Origin of the sequence: Corynebacterium sp. HMSC055A01, from assembly GCF_001809405.1 — a bacterium.
In the GTDB taxonomy this organism is placed as follows: domain Bacteria; phylum Actinomycetota; class Actinomycetes; order Mycobacteriales; family Mycobacteriaceae; genus Corynebacterium; species Corynebacterium hesseae.
This window is the reverse complement of sequence record NZ_KV797586.1, coordinates 66,842-86,734: the sequence shown is the minus strand read 5'-3', so window position 1 is coordinate 86,734 and position 19,893 is coordinate 66,842. Positions and strand designations below refer to the sequence as shown.

Genomic DNA, 19,893 nt, shown 5'->3' with positions numbered 1-19,893 from the left:
GCTAACCCTGCCAGCGATCGCGGTTCGCGGACTCGCGAGTGACTTCCCCGTCCGTGCCAAAGTCGAACTCGTCCACGAGGCCGCGGCGCGCCTGGGAGGCGCGCTTGCGCTCGGCGGCGGAGACGCGGTCGGTGCCCATGAGGCGGCCGTCCTGTCCGCGGCCCGCGTCGGTGGCGCGGCCACCGGCCATCGGCTCGTACTCGAAGGTGATGTCCCCGATGGTGACCGGGCAGCCTTCCTCCGCGCCCTGGCGGTGCAGCTCTTCCTCGACACCGGCCTTGGCCAGGCGGTCCGCAAGGTAGCCCACGGCCTCGTCGTTTTCGAAGTCGGTCTGGCGAATCCAGCGGTCGATCTTGTCGCCCTCGACGATGAATCCGCCCTCCACCTCGGGGTCGGGGCGGACGGTGAAGTCGGCGAAGGAGCCCTTCTTTTTCTTGCCCACGGACTTGGGCTGAATGATGGTGTGGTTCTTGTCCACCGCCGCCTTGGGCTGTGACTTGCGGTGTTCTTTCACCATCTCCATCAGCTTGTATTTGAGAGGCTCTAGCCCCTTGCGCGCCACCGCGGAAATGATGAAGACCGGCCAGCCGTACTTCTCCTCGAGGTCTCCCTTGACGAATTCCGCGAGCTCCTCTGCCTCGGGAACATCCGCCTTGTTAAGGATGATGACGCGCGGGCGCTCGCGCAGGTCACCGAGGCCGGTGTCCTGCTCCAGGAGCTCTTGATACTTGGCCAGCTCGGTCTCGAGCGCCTCGATGTCGGAGAGCGGATCGCGGCCCGGCTCGATGGAGGCGGTATCCACCACGTGGGCGAGAACCGCTGTGCGCTCGATGTGTCGCAGGAAGTCGAGGCCTAGGCCCTTGCCCTCGGCGGCCCCCGGGATGAGGCCCGGGACATCCGCCATGGTGAAGGATTCGTAGCCCATGTCCACCACGCCCAAGTTGGGCTGGAGGGTGGTGAAGGGATAGTCACCGATCTTCGGCTTGGCTGCCGAAAGGACGGAGATGAGGGAGGACTTGCCCGCGGAGGGGAAACCGACGAGGCCGACGTCCGCCATGGACTTCAGCTCGAGAATGAGGTCGCGCGCCTGGCCCGGTTCGCCCTGCAGGGCGAAGCCCGGAGCCTTACGGGCGGCGGAGGCCAGCGCGGCGTTACCAAGCCCGCCGAAACCACCCTCCGCGGCCACGAAACGGGTTCCCGGGACCGTGAGATCCGCGAGCATCTCCCCGTCCTCGGTATAGACCACGGTGCCTTCAGGGACCTCGAGAATGAGGTCCTCGCCGCGCGCGCCGTTGCGCCAGTCACCGGCGCCGTTGCCGCCGCGGCCGGACTTCAGGTGCGGGCGGTAGTGGAAATCCATGAGGGTGTGGATCTGGGTTGAGACCTCCAGCAGGATGTCTCCGCCGTGGCCGCCGTTGCCGCCATCGGGCCCGCCGAGCGGCTTAAATTTTTCGCGGTGGACGGAGGCGCAGCCGTGTCCGCCGTCGCCTGCCTGCAAGTGCAAAACCACTCGGTCAATGAATCGTGCCATGCCCGCTAGTCTAACGGTTCCTGGCATACCGTCCTAGTTGAGCACTGCGGGGATCTGAAGCAACGCCCCTTTAGTTTTCTCCACGCTCCCCCGCCACGCCGGCCGCGTAAAAACGACAAAATCCCGAGCGAAAAGCTCGGGATTACGCCATGAAGCTCTTAGGCAGTTGCTTCTGCAACAACCTCTTCGGCCGGAACAATGTTGACCAGACGACGTCCACGCTTGACGCCGAACTCAACAGAGCCTGCCGCGAGAGCGAACAGGGTATCGTCGCCGCCGCGACCAACGTTCTCACCCGGGTGGAACTTGGTGCCGCGCTGACGCACGATGATCTCGCCGGCCTTAACCTGCTGACCACCGAAGCGCTTAACGCCGAGGCGCTTGGACTCGGAATCGCGACCGTTGCTGGAGCTGGAAGCACCCTTCTTGTGTGCCATGTGGTTTCCCCTCCTTCAGGGATGAATTAGAGCCGGTTAAGGCTTACTTGATACCGGTAATCTTCAGCGTGGTCACCGGCTGACGGTGACCAAGGCGACGCTTGTAACCAGTCTTGTTCTTGTACTTGAGGATGTCGATCTTCGGGCCCTTGCCCTGCTCGACAATTTCAGCGGAGACGGAGACCTTCTCCAGGTCTGCAGCCTTCGACTTGACGGTTGCGCCATCGACGAGCAGAACCGGGGTGAGAGCAACGGAGGAACCCGGCTCACCCTCGATCTTCTCGACCTTGACGAGGTCACCTTCAGCAACCTTGTACTGCTTTCCGCCGGTCTTGACGATCGCGTACATAGAGGGCTACCCCTTATCTAAACTCGGCTCGCTAGCAGCTGGGTGGTGCCGCTAACGAATGGACATTGGACATTGGCGTTTAGAACCACATCCGCGAGAGACGTGCGGGAACCGCAGCGCGTCCCATCGAGCGCATTCATGGTCTAAACAGCGACTGTCAAAGACTACCCCGTGAGGGGGCGAAAAGGCAAAACGCCTTTTCTAGCGCGACCTGCGCCGTGCTACTCGACGCCTCCCGCGCCCGCCCTTTCGCGCTTTCGACGCTGTGGTCTGTGCGGAAGACTCTCGCCGCTGCGCCTCGCTCCCCTGTCCGCGATCATTCGACGCCAGGGTGGACTGGCTCTGTGCCATCTTGCGCACCACTCGGCGGCGGCCGCGACCGCGGGTAGCTCGCACGCTCGTGTTCTCGCCCGACTCCGCGCCCTTGCGCTCAGCCTTGGCCGCCTTCTTAGAGGTGGCTAGCTGAGCGTCCTTGGCCGGGGCCTCGTCCTGCGCGAAGTCTTCACGCTTCGGGCGAACATCCGAACGGGAATTTCCGCGCGTGCGGCGCTTGCGGCGCGGTGATTTCTCAAAGGCTTCGACGGCCTCGTCATAGGTCTGCTCCGAGCGCTGCGTGGATGCCTTTTCCGCAGCGGCGTGCTCATCGCGCTTGCCGTGCTTCGCGCGCGAGCTCTCACTCGTCTCCTCGCGTTGTGGCTCCCGGAAGGTGCGCGTTGCCCGGCGCGGCTTGCGCGAGCGCTTCGCCTTCGACTTCGGCTTCGAGCGCTTCGCGTCCAGGCTTTCCGCTACGGCATAGCCAATGGAGGCGCTATCCGGGGTATCCGGCTCGTCCTCGTCGACGACGACCACGTTGGCCACGAGCTCCTCCAAGGAGGACTCGTCGTCGCGCGACGTTTCCTTTTCTGTGGCAGTTTCGTGCTCGGCGGCTTCCTCCTCGTCGCGGTGCATGCGCACGGCAGCCGGGTGCTGCTTCGGATCGCGCTGCGGTGCGCGGCGCTCCTTGCGGCCACGGCGCTGCGGCTTCGAATTCTCCTCCTCGGCATCCTCATCAACCGGGTACTCGTGAATGATGATTCCCCGGCCATGGCAGGCCTCGCACTCGGTGGAGAAAGTCTCGATGAGGCCTGTGCCCACGCGCTTTCGCGTCATCTGCACCAGGCCCAGTGAGGTGACCTCAGAAACCTGGTGGCGCGTCCGGTCACGTCCCAGCGCTTCCTTGAGGCGGCGCAGCACAAGGTCCTGGTTTTCCGGCAGCACCATATCGATGAAGTCCACGACGATCATGCCGCCGATATCGCGCAGGCGCATTTGGCGCACGATCTCCTCGGCCGCCTCGAGGTTATTGCGGGTCACCGTCTCCTCGAGGTTGCCACCGGAGCCGGTGAATTTGCCCGTGTTGACGTCAATGACCGTCATGGCCTCAGTGCGGTCAATGACGAGGGTGCCGCCAGACGGCAGCCACACCTTGCGACTCAGGGCCTTCTGCAGCTGCTCATCAATGCGGTAGGCGCTGAAGGCATCCTCGCCATCGTGGTCGCGGGCGTCATAGCGCACAACGCGGTCCGCCAAGTCATGCGCCATGGAGTCCACATAGGCGCTGACCGTGTTGTAGGAACGCTTGCCGTCCACAACCAAGGTGCTGAAGTCCTCGTTGAAAAGGTCGCGCACGACCTTAATGAGCAGGTCCGGCTCTTCGTACAAGGTGACCGGCTTGGCACCCTTCGTTGCCTTCTCGTGCGCGGCGCGGGCGCTAATGTCCTCCCACAGGGAGTGCAGGCGGTTGACGTCGGACGCGATGTCCTCCTCCGACACGTTCTCCGCTGCGGTACGAATGATGGCGCCGCCATCCCCCGGGATGACGCGCTCCAGAATCCCCTTAAGGCGCTTGCGCTCCGGCGCCGGCAGCTTGCGGGAAATCCCCGCGCTGCGCCCGCCCGGCACATACACCAGGAAGCGGCCGGCCAAAGAAATCTGGGTGGTCAGGCGCGCGCCCTTGTGGCCGATGGGATCCTTGGCCACCTGAACTAGGACCTGATCACCGGACTTCAAGGCGTTTTCCACCTTGCGGCCGCGTCCGCCAATACCCAATGCGCGCCAGTCGATGTCGCCTGCGTACAGCACACCGTTTCGGCCCTGTCCAATATCGACGAAGGCTGCCTCCATCGAGGGCAGCACGTTTTGCACGCGGCCCAAGTAGATATTGCCAATTTGGGAGGGGTGCGTCTCCGTAGTGACGAAGTGCTCGACCAGGAGATCATCCTCCAGCACACCGACCTGGGTGATGATGCCCGCGCCGTCGGTGCGCTGCTTATCGCGCACCACCATGGTGCGCTCTACAGACTCGCGGCGCGCGAGAAACTCCGCTTGGGAGACGATGTGCTGGCGCTCGCGGCCCTTCTCCCGCAGCTCCGCACGGCGGCGGCGCTGCGCCTCGATGCGGGTTGAGCCCTTGATAGCCTTCGGCTCTTCAATGCGCTCGACTTCCTCGCGGGCTGGCCCGCGGCTTTCCGCCCCGCGGCCGCGGGAGGTTCCGCGGCTGCCACGACGGCGACCACGCGGTTGGTTCGACGGCGCCGAATCTTCCTCGGTTTCTTCCTCGCGCTTTTCTGGCTTCTGGCGCTTGGCCAGCGGAGTGATCTTCGGCGCCATGAAGACCGGCGCGAAGTCGTACACGTCCGGGTCTTCCTCAGCCATCGGGGTGATCAGCGGGGTGAGGTCCTCGTCCTCGTCGCTATCACCGGCCTCGGCGAGCGCCTCGTGCAGCATTTCGGCATCGACCTTGTCGACGATCTGCGAAATCTCGTTATCAACGTTCTTGCGCACGCGCTCGCGCAGCTTTTCTTCTTCCTCGCTCAGCTGCTCCGGCTCCGCAGCCTGCTCAGCATCCTGTGTCGGCACGGCTTCCTCTGCCTGCCCCTTCGACTCAGCCTTCTTGCCTGCCTTGCTCACGCGCTTCGCCGCACGCTTGGCGCGCTTCTTCTTCACGGTTTTCTCCGGCTTTTCCTCAGCCGGGGCTTCAGTAGTTTCTTCGACAGGTGCTTCGGGGGTCTGCTCAGCATCGGCCGTGGTTGCAGCCTGGTCGGTGCCCTCGGTGGCGGGCACGAGGGCGTCGATAAGCTGGCTCACCTCTTCCGGCGTAAGTGTGGACTGTGCGGACTTCTTGATTCCCATCTCCGCGAACTGGGCCACCAATTCCTTGGAGGCCACGCCCATTTGCTTGGCCAAGGCATAAAGGCGAGTCTTGGGGGCGAGTGCCTCGCGGTCAATCCCCGCTACAGCCGCGGCCAACGTCGATTCAATACGTTCTTCTTTTGTTTTCTTCTTGGATGCCATCAGTGGCTAATCTCCTGACGTTGTGCTCACCCCGGGCGCAGGTTGCCGCCACACGGTGGTGAGTCTTTGAAAAATTCTCATCATCTGTATTAAGTTGTCAGCGCCTTCTATTCTGGCACAGAGCTCGATTAAGGCTCACATGTTAGTATCGCCGCTATGTCCGACGGCACGCCCACAAACACACCTGCAGAGCGGAAATTACCTGAACAGACGCCACGCACAGTGGCGCAGGCGCGCGCCCGCAACGAGATTGCGCTGCGGGATATTGTCACCGTAGCCGTACCCGCGGGCATCGCCTCCGGCCTGCGGGTTGTTGATTTTCCTTACCCTTATGCGGTCCCGGTCTATGCGGTGCTGTGGATCGCCATGATCTACGGCGCCATCCGCATCATTCGCAGCAAACCGAAGTTTGTACAAGCCGCGCAGGAAGAGTTTCGGGCGGGCGACTACCCCACCCTTGCCTACCTGTTGCCGGTGCTCGCCATCTTTTCGCCGCTTATCACCGAAGGGATTAAGTCCACCGGGATTGTCGGCGATATATCGCTCAACCCCATCCTCGTCGCAGCGGGCCACACGGCCTTTGCCATACCGGCATTCATCATCGGTGGCCGCGCCTTCGGCACCACCTCTTTCCGCGTGGGCAAGCGCCGCATCAAAGCCATCACAGAAAAGGACAGCTTGGATGGCGTCACAGAGAAAAGCATTGCCGCCGTTGAGGAACACCCAGAGGCCCTCAGCGGATTGGTGGCGGCGGGCGCCGTTACCGGTAACACGATTTCCATCCCAGCATTGAGCAAGCTACTCGGCTACGAGGAGGGGCTCGAGGAGGAAATGCGCGAGCTCGAGAAGGCAGGCGTGGTGAAGATGTCTGGCTTGATATACGGCAAAGGAAAACGCACCTACAACATCACGCTTACCGAGGCAGGTGTGCGCAGCATGGACGCCGCGCACACACGCTAGCGTGGAAGGGTGTCATCGCCCGGAAAGAGCTTCGGCCCGATCCACAGCATAAGGTAGACCAAGCTCACGAGAACGGGGATTTCAACGAGAGGACCAATCGTTCCGGCTAGGGCCTGGGCAGAAGTCGCGCCGAACGTTCCAATGGATACCGCGATCGCAAGCTCAAAATTGTTTCCTGCAGCAGTAAAAGCCACGCTGGCAGATTGCGCATAGTTCATCCCTACGGACTTAGCTACGCCCAATGACAACACAAACATGCCAACGAAATAGATAACTAATGGCACAGCAACGCGTGCTACCGCTGCTGGCTGCTCCACGATGTTTTCGCCTTGCAGAGAAAACAGCAGAACGATGGTGTAAAGCAATCCGATCAGAGCCAGAGGCGATACAGCAGGGAGGAAGCGGTCCTCAAACCACTCTCGTCCCTTCGCCTTTTCGCCCCAGAAGCGGGACAACGCACCCAAAAGGAACGGAATGCCCAGGAACACGAGAACAGCCTTGACGATGGCCCAAAAAGAGAACTCTGCACTCGTGGTATCAAGTCCCAACCAGCTTGGGAGGATGCGAAGGTAGAACCATCCCAACACGCCAAACATGGCCACTTGGAAAACAGAGTTAAGCGCGACAAGGATCGCCGTTGCCTCGCGGTCCGCACACGACAGATCCGACCACACGAGCACCATGGCGATACAGCGAGCAAGACCCACAATGATCACGCCGGTGCGAAGCTCCGGCTGGTCAGTCAAAAAGAGCCATGCCAGGGCAAACATGAGCGCAGGCCCCACCAGCCAATTGAGGACGAGCGACACCACCATGAGACGGCCATCAGTAGCAATTTCCCGGGTTTTCTCATAGCGGACCTTCGCCAAAGGCGGATACATCATGAGGAGGAGGCCAATTGCGATCGGAATGGAAATCCCACCAACTTTGACGGCCCCTAAGGCGTGACCAATTCCGGGGAGAAAGTGTCCGATAAGCAGTCCAATGGCCATCGCCAAGATGATCCACACGGGTAGAAAGCGGTCAAGAAAAGACAACGTGGGACGCTGCGGCAGGGCCATGTCTTCCTCTTCCTTCATTGTTGAACAGAGCAGGATACGAAAGTGCAATATACAGCTCGTATTGATACACGTCAATATGATTACGAAGGCAAGCATAGGCCATATACTGAACACATGGCTTCCTCCCCCGCTCCCAAGACCAGCGCTGACGCGGCTGAGTGTTGTTCCCTCAGCACGGGCCCTCTGAGCGCCGCCGAGGCGGCGCACTTTTCCCAGCAATTTAAAGTCCTGGCTGACCCAGCCCGCCTCCGGCTCCTGTCCATTCTGTGTGATGAAGGGTGCGGACCGATGAGCGTCACGAAACTCACAGAGCTCACCGCACTGAGCCAACCCACAGTCTCCCACCACTTGGCACGTCTGCGGGAAGCTGGCCTCCTCACCCGAGAGCAAAGAGGCCGTACCGTCACTCATCGCGTTGAAAAAGACGCTTTTACGGCGTTGCGCACACTTCTCTCTTTCGATTGACCCGCGAACCAGCGTGCACCCGTTAGCCAGCGTGCAATAGCGGGGCGGGAAATAGAAAAAGCCCGAGCATCTGCTCGGGCTTCGTTACGCGCTCAGCGCGGTAATCATAGTTAGAGGTTCGGGAACCAGATGGAGATCTCGCGCTCGGCGGACTCCGGGGAGTCGGAGCCGTGGACGACGTTCTCGCCAACGGTCAGAGCGAAGTCACCGCGGATGGTGCCCGGGGTAGCCTTCTCTACTGGGTGGGTGCCACCGGCGAGCTGACGCCATGCAGCGATAGCGGATTCGCCTTCGACAACGCCCGCAACCAGCGGTGCGGAGGTGATGAAGTCAACGAGATCGCCGAAGAAAGGCTTATCCTCGTGCTCGGCGTAGTGCTTCTTTGCGGTCTCCTCGTCGGCGACGCGCAGATCCATGGCGACGAGCTTCAGGCCCTTGCGCTCGATGCGGGAGATGATCTCGCCCACGTGGCCGTTCTTCACGCCGTCCGGCTTGATGAGAATGAGTGTACGTTCAGTCATAGGGCACATAGTACAGAACAGGTGCTCCCGCGTCCCGACAGTGGGCCAATTATTAAGCGCTACGTGAGGCGGCGCACGATTTCCTCCGCGCGCTCATGGCTCGTGCCGCGAAACCACATCTGTACTTGACGCACGGCCGTGCCGTATTGGCCGCTTTCCAGCAGGCTTTTCAGCTCCTCGCGGTGCCATTCTTCCAAATCCGCAAACTCCACCGGGCGCTCGTCGCGCTGCTGTTTGAGCACGCCGACGACGAGGAAGACGAAGGCCGGAATCAACAGCGCCAGCGGCAGCGCAAAGCCGCCAAAGTACAGCTTGGCCACGAGAGCAGCGATGCATAACAGGGCGGACAGGCCGTAGAGAAGAAAGAGCATGCCGGCTAGTCTAGCGCGTTCAGCGTCGACTGCAGCCAGACGCGAGAGTTCATGAGCAGGCGCTTCGCCTCCGCAGTATAGGGAGCCCACAACTCGAAGGCGTGGACGCCGCCATCCACAACCTCGCACTGCGTGGGCACGCCTGCGGACTTCAGGCGTTGCGCGTAGTCCACAATCTCCCCATAGAAGAGCTCGCTGCTGCCCGCATACAGCCACGCCGGCGGTAGGCCAGACAGATCCGCGCGGCGGCCGGGCACGACATAGGGCGCGTCCGGGTTGCCGTTGGTGTAGTAGCGCCAGGCCTGCGCGTTGGAATCCGCATCCCAGATGGGGTTGCGGTCGGTGGACGCTGCACGGTCATCCAGCATCGGACAGAACAGCCACTGCCCCGCCGGCTGGATTCCGCCTTCATCATAGAGGCGCTGGCACAGTGCGGCGGCGAGCCCTCCCCCGGCGCTTTGGCCGCCGATGACAATCCGATCCGGGCTGATTCCCAGCTCCTCCGCATGCGTGAGGAGCCAGTGGTGGGCCGAGTGGACGTCGTCAAGCGCGGCCGGATAGGGATTTTCCGGGGCATAGCGATAGCGCGGCGCGATGACGGTGACGCCGACTTCCGCAGCGGTCTCTTTGAGGTGTTTGACGTCCTGGCGCGGATGGCCCATGAGCAGCCCTCCGCCATGGATCCACAGCACGGCTCCGCGTGGGTTCTCCGGGCTATAGATGGTCGCGCGGATTTCGGCGTTTCTCACCCGCCGCGTGCGCACGCCCTGGATATAGGGGGCGGGCCACAGCGCTGGAACTACACGCCCGGCGCGGCGGATCAGCGGGTTGGTCGGATCCCACAAAGACATGAATGCCGCGCCCGCGCGCAGCTCCGGCCGGATATACACCGCAGCGGCCTACTTCTCAGTCAGGTGCTGCGTGGTGAGGTAGCCGCGGTCCATGCGGGCAACGAGCACCGAGCGCATATACGCCGCCAGAGCCCAAAGAAGGGCGAAGATGATGAAGATCGTGGCCACGGACCAGTGGACCATGAAACCAAGAACAATGCCGATGACGTGGAACACGATCAATACCCCGACGATCCAAGGCTTGTTCATGAACGGGAAGGACGCTAACAACAGCACCATAAATCCGATGACCACGCCATAGTTGAACGGGGTCCACAGGGTGCCGTCATACAGCTTGTACAGCATCGGCAGCGCCAAAACCAAGGTGATGAGTTCCAGCGTGAGGGAGCTGGCCACCACCATGCCACCGAATTGCTTGAGGGGATCCTTGGCCGGCGCTTGGCCTAGTCCGAGCGGGCCGATCTCCTCCTCGGGGACGGGTTTGCGGGGACTCATGCGGGCTCCTTTCCAAAGAGTGCGCGGGCGTCACCTGCCGTGACCACCGAGCCAGTAATCACGATGCCGGAACCGGACTGCACATCGGCCTCCTCCGCCAATTCCACGGCTTGGGTATAGGCGCTGGGCAGCTCTGGTTCGACGTACACGCGCTCCTCACCGAAGATGTCGCGGGCGAGCTCCGCCAGCTCGTAGGCATCGCGGGCGCGCGGGGAGGTGTTCTGCGTGATGACGACTTCCGTGAGAACGGATTCCAAGGCCGTGAGGATGCCGGCGGCGTCCTTGTCGGCGAAGATGGACACTACGCCGATGAGGCGGGCGAAGTTGAAGTCACGGTCGAGCGCTGCGGCTAGGGCCTTAGCGCCGTGTGGGTTGTGGCAGGCGTCCAAGAACGTCGTGGGGCTGGTGCGCACGCGCTCCAAGCGTCCGGGGGAAATGGCCTTGGCAAAGCCGGTGCGCACGGAGGCGATGTCGAGCTGATTGCCTGACGACGCCCCGAAGAAAGCCTCCACCGCCGCCAAAGCGACGGCCGCGTTCTTGGCTTGGTGCTCGCCGTGTAGCGGCAGGAAGATGTCCTCATAGAGGCCGCCGAGACCTTGGATGGTGAGCTGCTGGCCGCCGACGGCAATGCGGGATTCCAGCGCGGCGAACTCGGAGCCCGCGCGCGCTACGCCGGCGCCTACGTCGACGGTGCGCTGCAGCAACACACGCATGGCCTCCGGCTCCTGCTCGGCGATGATGGCGATGTTCTCCCCCGGCGTGAGCACGTCGTCGGCGTCGTGCTCGCGGGCTTTGATGATGCCGGCCTTTTCACCGGCGATCTCGGTGATGGTGTCACCGAGGTAATCGGTGTGGTCGAGACCCACCGGCATGACCACGGCTACCTCCGCGTTGACCACGTTCGTGGCATCCCACGTGCCGCCGAGGCCGACCTCGACCACGGCGACGTCGATGGGCGCATCGGCGAAGGCCGCGTAGGAAATACCGACGAGCACCTCGAAGGTGGACATGGGGATGTCGGAGCGGGAATCCACCATTTCCACATAGGGCTTGATTTCGCGCCAGATGCGCACGAAGTCGCGCGGGTGGATGGGGTGGCCGTCGATGCCGATGCGCTCGGTCACCAACTGCAGGTGCGGGCTGGTGACGAGGCCTACGCGGCGGTGGAAGGAGCGCAGCAGCGAGTCGATCATGCGCGCGGTCGAGGACTTGCCGTTGGTGCCAGCGACCTGGATGACGTGGAAGGAACGCTCCGGATTGCCCAAGAGATCCATGAGCATCTCGATGCGCTCGAGGCTGGGCTCAATGATAGTCTCCGGGGCACGCGCGTTGAGCTCCGCGGTCACCTGAGCCAGCTCCGCGAGCTCCTCCGGCGTGGCCTGCTCGGGCGCTGCCTCCTCGTAGTCATCCTCGCCGCCGAGGTTGAGTGTTAGGCCGGAGTCGGTGATTTCGACCGGCCCGCCATCGGTGCCCTCCGCGAGGGCATCGACGACCTCAAATTCCTCGCGGTCTTTCTCCTCCGCCACTACTTGAGCCCCTCCAGACGTGCAGTGATGCGCTCGACTTCTTCCTGGGCCACCTGCTGGCGCACGCGGATCTTCTCCACGACTGCCTCCGGCGCCTTGGACAGGAAGGCCTCGTTGCCCAGCTTCTTACCGGTCTGGTCCAGCTCCTTTTGGGCCTTGGCCAAATCCTTCTCCAGGCGCTTGCGCTCTGCGGCGACGTCGACGGCGCCGGAAGTGTCCAAGGTGACCTCGACGGTGGCCTGGGACAGGCGCACCTCGATGGAGGCGGACGCGGTGAAGTCCTCACCCGGCTCGGTAGTGTTGGCCAGGTTGCGGATGAGCCCCTCCTGCTCCTGCAGGTCGGCCGCGGCGAAGTCGAGGCGGCCCGGGACCTTCTGCGAAGGCTTGACACCCTGATCGGAGCGGAAGCGGCGCAGCTCGGTGATGAGCTTGTCTGCGTCCTGAATGCGGCGGGCGGCGACCTCGTCCTTCTCGGCGCCGCCGTTGGTGTGCTCCTGAGTCGGCCACTGCGCGGTGACGATGGTCTCCCCACCGGTCAGGGCCTTCCACAGGACCTCGGTGACAAACGGCATCGTCGGGTGCAGCAGGCGCAGAACCAGGTCGAGCACGCGGCCCAGGACGATCTGGGTGGTGCGTCCGGTGGCCTGCTCCTCGGCGCTCGCCGCATCGAAGTCGCGCGGGATCTGGGTCTTGGCAATCTCCAGGTACCAGTCACACAGCTCATCCCACACGAAGTGGTAGAGCAGCTCGTTGGCCTTCGCAAACTGGTAATCATCCAGGTAGGCATCCACCTTGGCGCGGACCTCTTCGGAGCGGTCGAGGATCCAGCGGTCGGCGTCGGTCAGCGCGTCGCGTGCCGGCAGCTCCGCCACGCCCGCGCCGTTCATGAGCGCGAACTTGGTGGCGTTGAAGAGCTTGGTGGCAAAGTTGCGGCCGGCAGCAGCGGCGTCGACAGCCAGCGGCAGGTCCACGCCCGGGTTCGCGCCGCGGGCCAGGGTGAAACGCAGTGCGTCCGCGCCATAGTCGCGCACCCAATCCATCGGGTCGATGCCGTTGCCCAAGGACTTCGACATCTTGCGTCCCTGCTCATCGCGCACCAAGCCGTGGAGGTAGATATCCGTGAACGGCACCTGCGGGCGGCCGTCCTTGCCTTCACCGAGCAGCTCCGGAGTGTGGGCGCCGGCGAAGGTGCCGAACATCATCATGCGGGCGACCCAGAAGAAGAGGATGTCATAGGCGGTGACCAACACGTTCGTGGGGAAGAACTTCTCCAGATCGGCGGTCTTTTCCGGCCAGCCCATCGTGGAGAAAGGCCACAGCGCCGACGAGAACCAGGTATCCAGAACGTCCGGGTCCTGGACGTAGCCTTCTGGGGCTTCCTCGTCGGGGCCGACGCAGATAATGTCGCGCTGGCCGTCCTTGCCCTCCGGGCCGTACCAGATCGGGATGCGGTGGCCCCACCACAGCTGGCGGGAGATGCACCAATCGTGCATGTCATCGACCCACTCAAAGTAGCGCGGCTCCAGGGACTTCGGGTGGATGGTGGTATCGCCCTCGCGGACGGCGTCACCGGACATCTTCGCCATCTTCTCCACGGCCACGAACCACTGCAGGCTCAGGCGCGGCTCAATCGGCTCGCCGGAGCGCTCCGAGTGACCCACGGAGTGGACGTAGGGGCGAATCTCCTTGACAATGCGGCCCTGCTCGCGCAGCGCCTCGCGGATCTCCACGCGGGCTTCTTCGCGGGTCAGGCCATCGAACTTCGTGCCGGTGTTCGCGATGTGGCCGGTGGTGTCCATGATGGTGGGCATGTCCAGGTCGTGGCGCAGGCCCATGGCGTAGTCATTCGGATCGTGCGCCGGGGTGATCTTCACGGCACCGGTACCGAATTCCATGTCCACATAATCATCGGCGATGATCTTCAGGCTCAAATCATCGCGGAAGGGGTGCGGCAGTTCCTTGCCCACCAGGTGGGCGTAGCGCTCATCGTCGGGGTGGACAGCGATGGCGACGTCACCCAGCATCGTCTCCACACGGGTGGTGGCAACGATGAGGTGCGGTTCGTCGTCGTTCAGCGAACCATAACGAATGGACACGAGCTCGCCCTCGACGTCCTTGTACACGACCTCGATATCGGACACCGCGGTCTCCAGCACCGGGGACCAGTTGACCAGACGGTTAGCCTGGTAGATCATGCCCTCGTCGTAGAGGGTCTTGAAGATGGTTTGCACGGCGCGGGAGAGGCCATCATCCAGGGTGAAGCGCTCGCGGGACCAGTCCACCGAGTCACCGATGGCGCGCATCTGGTTCTGGATGGTGCCGCCGAATTCTTCCTTCCACTCCCAGACCTTGTTGATAAATTCCTCGCGCTCATAGTCCCAGCGCTTCTTGCCCTCCTGCTCACGCAGGCGGGCCTCCACCTTGGTCTGGGTGGCGATGCCTGCGTGGTCAGCGCCCGGCAGCCACAGGGTGGCATAACCCTGCATGCGCTTGCGGCGAATGATGGAGTCGATCAGAGTGTGGTCCAAGGCGTGGCCCATGTGCAGCTGGCCGGTGACGTTCGGCGGCGGCAGCACGATGGAATAAGGCTCCGCCTCCGAGGAAGCATCCGGGGTGAAGTAACCGGCGCTTACCCAGCCTTCGTAGAGGTCTTTCTCTACTGCCTGCGGCTCCCAGGACTTGGGAAGCTGGTCCGCGCGGTTGGTGCCAACGAGTTGCTCTTTATTCTGATCAGTCACCTGGCCAACTCTACCCTGTGCGTCAACTGGCACCAGCGCCGTGTCTAGAGTAAGGGCATGTCTCACAACCCTGGCCACCGCGCCCGCCTCCGCACCCGTTACTTCGCCCAAGCCAAAGACAACTCTCAGGCATTCGCGTGCCTGACGAGCTATGACTGCATGACCGCCGAGATCTTCGATGAAGCCGGGGTAGATCTCCTGCTCGTCGGCGATTCACTGGCCAATGTGGTGCTGGGCCGCGAAACCACGCTCTCGCTCACCCTGGATGAGATGATTCCGCTGGCCCGCGCGGTGGTTGCATCGACCTCCCGTGCCTTCGTGGTGGTGGACCTTCCCTTCGGCTCCTATGAGGACGGCCCCTCCCAGGCGCTCGAGACCGCGGTGCGCGTCATGAAGGAAACCGGCGCGCAGGCCGTGAAGCTGGAGGGCGGTGCGGAGCGCGCTCCCATTGTTGCCGCGCTTGTCGCCGCCGGCATCCCGGTCTGCGCCCACATCGGCTTCACGCCCCAGCAAGTCCACGCCTTGGGCGGCTTCGTGGTCCAAGGCCGGGGTGCCGGTGCGGAGAAGCTTCACGACGACGCCCGCGCCCTCGCCGAGGCCGGCGCCTTCGCCGTGGTGCTGGAGATGGTCCCGGCGGCCCTTGCTGAGCAGGTGACCAGGGAGCTGCCCATCCCCACCATCGGCATCGGCGCCGGTGCGCAGACCGACGGTCAGATTCTGGTGTGGACCGATGCCTTCGGCCTGGGCGGACCCAAGGCGCCGCGCTTCGTGCGCCGCTACGCAGACCTGCGCGGTGCGCTACTGGAAGGTGCGAAGGAATACGTAGCGGATGTGGGCGAGCGCTCCTTCCCCAACGCCGAGGAATCCTTCGAGGACTAGGGTTTTAAGCCATGCAGATCCTGAAAACTAAATCTGAACTCCGTGCCTTCCGCGCCGCAGCCTCCGGCACCGTGGGCTTGGTGCCAACGATGGGCGCGCTTCACGACGGCCACGCGTCCCTCATCCGCCGCGCCCGCGAAGACAACGACACCGTGGTGAGCTCGGTCTTTGTCAATCCCCTCCAGTTCACGGACCTGGGCGATTGCGAAGACTACCGCGCCTACCCGCGCACCCTCGACGCGGATGCCGCGCTGCTGGACTCATTGGGAGTCGATGCGGTCTTCGCCCCCAGCGTGGAGGAAATGTACCCGGATGGTACCCCGCGGGTGTGGGTGCGCACGGGTGAGATGGGCTCGGTCTTGGAAGGCGCCTCGCGCCCCGGCCACTTCGACGGCGTGGCCACCGTGGTGAGCAAGCTGTTTCACCTTGTCGCACCAGACCGCGCTTATTTTGGGCAAAAGGATGCGCAGCAAGTAGCCATCATCCGCCGCCTGGTGGCGGACCTCGATGTGCCGCTGGACATCATCAGCGTGCCCATCGTGCGCGCAACGGACGGCGTGGCCGAGTCCAGCCGCAATGCGCGGCTTAGCCCCCGCGAGCGCGAGCAGGCGGTCGCCCTATCCCAGGCGCTCTTCGCGCTGCAGGATGGCGCCTCACGTGAAGAAGCCGAGGCCCAGCTCACCTCCTCCCCCGGTGTGACGGTGGATTACCTCACCGTGGTGGACCCGGCCACGCTCGAGCCCGTAGATGCGCAACACCGGCCCGCCTTGGCGCTGGTTGCAGCGCAGGTGGGGCCGGTGCGGCTCATCGATAACTTGGTGCTGGAGGCTTAACCCTTCAGCAGGTGGGCTACGGCCTCACGCTCCTCACGCAGCTCCTGCACGGAGACCTCGATCCGCTCCTTCTGGAAATCGCTGAGCTCCAGGCCTTGGACGATTTCCCACTTGCCGTCCCGGGAGACGGTGGGGAAACCTGCGACGAGGCCCTCGTCCACGCCATAGGAGCCATCCGAAACGATGGCGGCGGTGCGCCAATCCTCGGTGCCGTGGATCCAATCGTGCATATGATCCACCGCGGCGGATGCTGCGGAGGCTGCCGAGGAGCGGCCGCGCACGGCGATGATCTCGGCGCCGCGCTTGGCCACCTTCGGAATCATCTCCTCCTTGTACCATGTCTCATCTACCTCGGCGTTGGAGTAGGTCAGGTCCGGGAACTGGGAGGCGGAGTGGTTGCCCCAAACGGCAACCTTGGTCAGCTCCGCGGTGGGCACTCCCGTCTTGAGGGACACCTGGCTCAGCGTGCGGTTGTGGTCCAGACGCATGAGCGCGCTGAACTGGCTCGGGTCCAGGTCCGGAGCGCTGTTCGCGGCGATGTAGGCGTTGGTATTGGCCGGGTTGCCCACGACGAGGACGCGAACATCGCGTGCGGCGACGGCGTTCAGCGCCTTGCCCTGCACGGTGAAGATAGCGCCGTTAGCCTCCAGCAGGTCAGCGCGCTCCATACCCTTGGTGCGCGGGCGGGAGCCCACGAGGAAAGCAGCCTTGGTGTCCTTGAAGGCAACCTCCGGATCATCGGTGACGGTAATGCCGCGAAGGAGCGGGAAGGCGGAGTCATTAAGTTCCATGGCCACGCCCTCAGCGGCGCCAACGGCGTCCGGGATTTCCAGCAATGCGAGTTCAACTGGGGTGTCCTTGCCATAGACATCGCCGGCAGCGATGCGCCACAGCAGGGAGTACGCGATGTTGCCGGCGGCGCCGGTCACGGTGATCTTGACGGGTTGAGAAGCAGTCATGTGTGAATCCTTTCGGCTGGGTACTCACTTCCCCACCCTAGTCCCGTTTTTCGCCCCCATGGGGTGTGATTTTACCCCCGAAAGATGCGAGTTCTTTGCACTTGAACTCCATGGCCGGCTTTTTTCGGCATAGTGGACAACTGTACGCATATTCATCGACTAGACGGGACTTTCCATGAGCACTGAGACTGCAACGGTCGACTCCGGCTCTGTTGAGCACGTGATCGATGTTGCGATAGCGCAGTTTTCTGAGCACGGTTATGCCGATACCAAGCTCGAAACCGTGTCGAAGATGTCTGGAATGTCCAAGCGCATGATCCATTACTACTTCGGGGATAAAAAGGGCCTTTACCAGCAAGCATTGGCTGCAGCTGCCCAGCGGCTCAACCCTCCGGAGGGCAGCTTGGAAATCAATTCCGCGGTCCCGGTAGAGGGCGTGCGCACTTTGGTGGACTGGATGTTCCGCCAGCACGTGGACAACCCGGAGGCCATCCGGATGCTGACGATGGAGTCCTCGCACAGTGTGCTGGAGTCCTCGCACGCGCTTGTCGACGTTTCAGCGATCTCCCTCCACCTCGACAGGCTGCTTATGCTGGGCCAAGATTCCGGCGCCTTCCGCCCGGGCATTTCTGCCAACGATATCTTCACTCTGATTTCGGCGCTGACGATGTATCGGGTGACAAATCACGCGATGATGAGCAATCTGCTCGACATCGATATGCACACCCACAACAACACCGAGGGGCTACACCGCATGGCCGTCGATGCCGTGCTGGCCTTCCTCACGGCAAACATCCCCGACATTGGCTTTGAGTCCTATCTCAAGCAGAACGAGACCGAGCTGGAAGCCGAATCCGCGCCCTTGGACGTCTACTCCACCGAGGACGAAGGCGACGTGTCCCGGGACCTCTACGAGTAGACCCCTCTTCCCAGCACCGGGCGAGCAATAAAACCACAGTAAAGGAACCATTTACCCGCCGGCCCGTGCATAATCCCAGGTCACGATCTCGCGCCATAGCTAAATGGTCCCACTCATCTGGTTCCTTTGCCCCAACACATAGATGGCATCTGACAGAAGGCGTTTTTAGGCCTGAAAACGCCTTTTAGATAGCACAAAAGGCATCTTCAGCCGTGAAGATGCCTTCTATTAGATGCCGTTTAGGCGGATTCCTTCGCCTCATCCGAGTACACGAACTCCGGCTCGCCGCCGTCAGTCACGCAGTCCTGCGTGATGTGGACGCTGGCAATGTCCTCGCGGTCCGGGAGGTCATACATGATGGGAACGAGCAGCTCCTCCATGATGGCGCGCAGGCCGCGGGCACCGGTCTTGCGTTCGAGCGCGAGCTCGGCGATTGCCTCCAGCGCCGCATCCTCGAAGTGCAGTTCCGCGCCATCCATGCTGAACAGACGCTGATACTGCTTGACCAGGGAGTTCTTCGGTTCCACCAGTACCTTAACCAAGGATTCGCGGTCCAGGTTATCCACCGTGGCCACAACTGGCAGGCGGCCGATGAATTCCGGGATGAGGCCGAACTTCACCAAGTCCTCTGGGCGCACCTGGGAGAAGAAGTCGACGGATTCCTTCTCGTCCTTGGTCTCCAGCTTGGCGCCGAAGCCCACGCCCTTCTTGCCCACGCGCTCCGAAATCACCTTGTCCAAGCCCGCGAAAGCACCGGCCACGATAAAGAGGATGTTCGTGGTATCCAGCTGGATGAACTCCTGGTTCGGGTGCTTACGTCCGCCCTGTGGTGGGATGGCCGCCACGGTTCCCTCGAGGATCTTCAGCAGCGCCTGCTGCACGCCCTCACCGGACACATCGCGGGTAATCGAGGGGTTCTCCGACTTGCGGGAGATCTTGTCCACCTCATCGACGTAGATGATGCCGTGCTGCGCGCGCTCCACGTCAAAGTCCGCAGCCTGCAGCAGCTTGAGCAGGATGTTCTCAACATCCTCGCCCACGTAACCGGCCTCGGTCAGGCTCGTGGCATCCGCGATGGCAAAGGGGACGTCGAGCAAACGCGCCAGGGTCTGCGCCAGGTAGGTCTTTCCGGAGCCCGTCGGGCCCAGCATCAGGATGTTGGATTTGGCAATCTCCACTTCTTCATCCTGCGTCTTCTTCCGACGACCTTCCAAGCCCGCGGCTTCCTCAGCCTTAATGCGCTTGTAGTGGTTGTACACAGCCACCGACAACACGCGCTTGGCCTGGTCTTGGCCGATGACATACTTATCCAGAAAAGCCGAAATCTCCGAAGGACGCGGAAGGCGCATTTCCTTCTCTTCGTTCGCCTCAGCCTGAGCCGCGCCGAGCTCCTCCTCGATGATTTCGTTGCAGAGCTCGATGCACTCGTCACAGATGTAGACGCCGCCGCCGGCGATAAGCTTCTTCACCTGCTTCTGGCTCTTTCCACAGAAGGAACACTTGAGCAGGTCAGCGCTTTCTTGCATACGTGCCATGAAGGCCTTTCAACTCTTTTCTCTGGGGTTGGGTGGAGCGATTTTACCGCAGTCTATTCCACTCTAGTAAACCGCCCAGACCCGAGCGCTATTCCTCGCGCGGCGGCGCGCCACTGAATTTAAAACGGCA

The 19,893-nt window shown here is 62.7% G+C and carries 18 protein-coding genes; 5 read left to right on the top strand and 13 right to left on the bottom strand.

From position 1 onward, the window contains the following. Nucleotide 1 precedes the first annotated feature (1 nt). The 4 genes from obgE to HMPREF2604_RS07865 all read right to left on the bottom strand — a co-directional run bounded on the left by obgE (nucleotide 2) and on the right by HMPREF2604_RS07865 (nucleotide 5,650). Nucleotides 2-1,531 carry a GTPase ObgE gene (obgE, locus tag HMPREF2604_RS07880; RefSeq protein ID WP_070564654.1) on the bottom strand — a complete coding sequence of 510 codons (1,530 nt, stop codon included), beginning with the start codon at nucleotides 1,529-1,531 and terminating at the stop codon, nucleotides 2-4. A gap of 158 nt (nucleotides 1,532-1,689) precedes the next feature. After that, nucleotides 1,690-1,968 (bottom strand): 50S ribosomal protein L27, encoded by a 279-nt coding sequence (gene rpmA / locus HMPREF2604_RS07875; protein ID WP_070519487.1) that lies wholly within the window; start codon nucleotides 1,966-1,968, stop codon nucleotides 1,690-1,692. Nucleotides 1,969-2,011: 43 nt separating this feature from the next. Then, nucleotides 2,012-2,317, bottom strand: coding sequence for a 50S ribosomal protein L21 (gene rplU, locus HMPREF2604_RS07870; protein WP_010190885.1), 306 nt, complete (start codon nucleotides 2,315-2,317; stop codon nucleotides 2,012-2,014). 201 nt (nucleotides 2,318-2,518) lie between these two features. After that, nucleotides 2,519-5,650, bottom strand: a complete 3,132-nt coding sequence (locus tag HMPREF2604_RS07865; protein WP_070564651.1) for a translation initiation factor IF-2 N-terminal domain-containing protein — start codon at nucleotides 5,648-5,650, stop codon at nucleotides 2,519-2,521. Between the two features lie 156 nt (nucleotides 5,651-5,806). On the opposite strand from HMPREF2604_RS07865, the gene HMPREF2604_RS07860 reads away from it, so the two are divergent. After that, nucleotides 5,807-6,610 (top strand): hypothetical protein, encoded by an 804-nt coding sequence (locus HMPREF2604_RS07860; protein ID WP_154736838.1) that lies wholly within the window; start codon nucleotides 5,807-5,809, stop codon nucleotides 6,608-6,610. On the opposite strand, the gene arsB is transcribed toward HMPREF2604_RS07860, so the two are convergent. Further along, entirely contained in the window at nucleotides 6,607-7,671 is a 1,065-nt protein-coding gene (gene arsB / locus HMPREF2604_RS07855; RefSeq protein ID WP_070564701.1) for an ACR3 family arsenite efflux transporter, read from the bottom strand. The two genes, HMPREF2604_RS07860 and arsB, sit on opposite strands and share 4 nt — an antisense overlap. A gap of 114 nt (nucleotides 7,672-7,785) precedes the next feature. Between arsB and HMPREF2604_RS13675 the strand changes: the two genes are divergently transcribed. After that, the gene (locus HMPREF2604_RS13675) at nucleotides 7,786-8,136 is read left to right on the top strand and encodes an ArsR/SmtB family transcription factor (RefSeq protein WP_083299213.1); all 351 of its coding nucleotides are present in this window, start codon (nucleotides 7,786-7,788) and stop codon (nucleotides 8,134-8,136) included. A 110-nt stretch (nucleotides 8,137-8,246) separates the two neighbouring features. Here the strand turns inward: HMPREF2604_RS13675 and ndk are convergent, their stop codons facing one another. Genes ndk through HMPREF2604_RS07825 form a run of 6 tightly spaced genes read right to left on the bottom strand, consistent with a single transcriptional unit; the run spans nucleotide 8,247 to nucleotide 14,638 of the window. Further along, nucleotides 8,247-8,657: a nucleoside-diphosphate kinase gene (gene ndk, locus HMPREF2604_RS07850; RefSeq protein ID WP_070519481.1), complete on the bottom strand. Its 411-nt coding sequence runs from the start codon at nucleotides 8,655-8,657 to the stop codon at nucleotides 8,247-8,249. 59 nt (nucleotides 8,658-8,716) lie between these two features. Beyond that, a complete protein-coding gene (locus HMPREF2604_RS07845; protein WP_070564645.1) occupies nucleotides 8,717-9,028 on the bottom strand; it encodes a hypothetical protein in 312 nt (103 codons plus the stop codon). A 5-nt stretch (nucleotides 9,029-9,033) separates the two neighbouring features. Then, a complete protein-coding gene (locus HMPREF2604_RS07840) occupies nucleotides 9,034-9,879 on the bottom strand; it encodes an alpha/beta hydrolase (protein ID WP_070564698.1) in 846 nt (281 codons plus the stop codon). A 48-nt stretch (nucleotides 9,880-9,927) separates the two neighbouring features. Beyond that, entirely contained in the window at nucleotides 9,928-10,374 is a 447-nt protein-coding gene (locus HMPREF2604_RS07835; protein ID WP_070530438.1) for a DUF4233 domain-containing protein, read from the bottom strand. Continuing rightward, nucleotides 10,371-11,900, bottom strand: coding sequence for a bifunctional tetrahydrofolate synthase/dihydrofolate synthase (locus HMPREF2604_RS07830; protein WP_070564642.1), 1,530 nt, complete (start codon nucleotides 11,898-11,900; stop codon nucleotides 10,371-10,373). Before HMPREF2604_RS07830 ends, HMPREF2604_RS07835 begins: the two co-directional genes overlap by 4 nt. Next, nucleotides 11,900-14,638, bottom strand: a complete 2,739-nt coding sequence (locus HMPREF2604_RS07825) for a valine--tRNA ligase (RefSeq protein ID WP_070564639.1) — start codon at nucleotides 14,636-14,638, stop codon at nucleotides 11,900-11,902. Before HMPREF2604_RS07825 ends, HMPREF2604_RS07830 begins: the two co-directional genes overlap by 1 nt. Nucleotides 14,639-14,695: 57 nt before the next feature. Between HMPREF2604_RS07825 and panB the strand changes: the two genes are divergently transcribed. Both panB and panC read left to right on the top strand, forming a co-directional pair. Beyond that, nucleotides 14,696-15,517, top strand: a complete 822-nt coding sequence (gene panB, locus HMPREF2604_RS07820) for a 3-methyl-2-oxobutanoate hydroxymethyltransferase (RefSeq protein WP_070564636.1) — start codon at nucleotides 14,696-14,698, stop codon at nucleotides 15,515-15,517. 11 nt (nucleotides 15,518-15,528) lie between these two features. Beyond that, entirely contained in the window at nucleotides 15,529-16,350 is an 822-nt protein-coding gene (gene panC / locus HMPREF2604_RS07815; RefSeq protein WP_070564631.1) for a pantoate--beta-alanine ligase, read from the top strand. On the opposite strand, the gene HMPREF2604_RS07810 is transcribed toward panC, so the two are convergent. Beyond that, on the bottom strand, nucleotides 16,347-17,309 hold the full coding sequence (locus tag HMPREF2604_RS07810; protein WP_070564628.1) for a malate dehydrogenase: 963 nt from the start codon (nucleotides 17,307-17,309) through the stop codon (nucleotides 16,347-16,349). The genes panC and HMPREF2604_RS07810 overlap by 4 nt on opposite strands. Before the next feature lie 175 nt (nucleotides 17,310-17,484). Between HMPREF2604_RS07810 and HMPREF2604_RS07805 the strand changes: the two genes are divergently transcribed. Next, entirely contained in the window at nucleotides 17,485-18,228 is a 744-nt protein-coding gene (locus tag HMPREF2604_RS07805) for a TetR/AcrR family transcriptional regulator (protein ID WP_070564626.1), read from the top strand. 239 nt (nucleotides 18,229-18,467) lie between these two features. Here the strand turns inward: HMPREF2604_RS07805 and clpX are convergent, their stop codons facing one another. Further along, the gene (gene clpX, locus HMPREF2604_RS07800) at nucleotides 18,468-19,763 is read right to left on the bottom strand and encodes an ATP-dependent Clp protease ATP-binding subunit ClpX (RefSeq protein ID WP_070519462.1); all 1,296 of its coding nucleotides are present in this window, start codon (nucleotides 19,761-19,763) and stop codon (nucleotides 18,468-18,470) included. Between the last annotated feature and the right edge of the window lie 130 nt (nucleotides 19,764-19,893).